The organism is Sphingobium sp. FW306-1B-F04DB (genome assembly GCF_058781925.1).
The window spans coordinates 1-705 of the sequence record NZ_JBYSXE010000139.1; the positions used below are offsets into that span (position 1 = coordinate 1).

A 705-nucleotide genomic window follows, 5' to 3' on the forward strand; every position below is an offset into this window, starting at 1 on the left:
AAGTCGTCCGATGACCTCGCAGACAACCGTTGGCCAACGGGAAAAAGGAAGCCTGATGCTCAAATCAATTAGACAACGGTCCGGACACGCCGGCATTGCGGACATCGGAAAGCAATGAGATACCGGTGAAATGAGAACACTTTTGGCCTTTGTGCCGACATATCTGCTGTTGGGTTGCACAACGCCTGAAGAGCGCCAACACTACCAGCTTATGGACCGCGTTGAATCGCAAGTGACGCTTCCGCAGGGTGCGGGGCGGCTATCCGAATACGCTCGTCACTACGCGCTTGACGACAAGGGCAACGTTGTCGGGGTTTATGTAGCCGGTCATCAATCTTCAAATTCCGATGAGACCTGCGAGGAGGTGCTTGAGAATTTCACGACACGTGAGGTTCCGTGTGCCGAGAGTGAAAGCACCCCCCTTCCGGCGGGTCGGCGTCAATGGGTGGGGGACACAGACGGCCTGCCGCTCATCTTGGATGGGGGTTGCTCAGTCATCGCAGTCTCTTTTGATCCCAAGACGGATAAGGTGAAGAGCGCCATTTGCAACGGCGTGGCATAGCGTCCGCTTCCCCCGACTTTTCGGACGCTGAGAACCTCGCATACCCACGAAAAAACCGGACTGTCAGGACACGACCCAATATCTGCCCCTCCCTTTCAAGGGAGGGGTAAGGGGTGGGTGTCGCCGTCAGGCGATCAAAACAC

General features: G+C 56.3%; 1 protein-coding gene. It reads left to right on the forward strand.

Annotated elements, in window-relative coordinates; all coding sequences use genetic code 11:
- The first annotated feature begins 130 nt into the window (after positions 1 to 130).
- Positions 131 to 562, forward strand: coding sequence for a hypothetical protein (locus AC3WJD_RS22080; RefSeq protein ID WP_492749013.1), 432 nt, complete (start codon positions 131 to 133; stop codon positions 560 to 562).
- Positions 563 to 705: the final 143 nt, after the last annotated feature.

Bases quoted from the DNA above. Each gene is read 5' to 3' on its own strand.
- AC3WJD_RS22080 (WP_492749013.1), top strand. From the start codon at position 131: ATGAGAACACTTTTGGCCTTTGTGCCGACATATCTGCTGTTGGGTTGC.